This window comes from Rhodococcus sp. IEGM 1351, assembly GCF_030056875.1.
Taxonomy (GTDB): domain Bacteria; phylum Actinomycetota; class Actinomycetes; order Mycobacteriales; family Mycobacteriaceae; genus Rhodococcus_F; species Rhodococcus_F opacus.
On record NZ_JASHKU010000169.1, the window covers coordinates 1 to 228 of the forward strand.

At 65.4% G+C, this 228-nt stretch carries 1 protein-coding gene; it reads left to right on the forward strand.

Translation table 11 applies throughout. The annotated features are described in order from the left end of the window. A partial coding sequence (locus tag QM806_RS41195) for a hypothetical protein (protein ID WP_283295088.1) occupies positions 1 to 193 on the forward strand: 193 nt, incomplete at its 5' end. Between the last annotated feature and the right edge of the window lie 35 nt (positions 194 to 228).

Here is a 228-nt window from a genome sequence, read left to right on the forward strand (position 1 = left end):
CTTCTACTCCGGTCTGCTCACCGGACTCAGCGGAATCGTCCAGATCGTCCGGCAGATCAACCCGACCGACACCTACAACATGACGCATCCGGCCGACTACCAGGCCGGCCTGTCCAACCTCGCGACGGGAAGCGTGGTCGCGGCCGCCGACCCCGGCACCATGGTCTCGACGATGGTCAGCGACCTCCGGTAGAACCCACTCGAGTTCGCCGGAAGCCTCACCGGAGA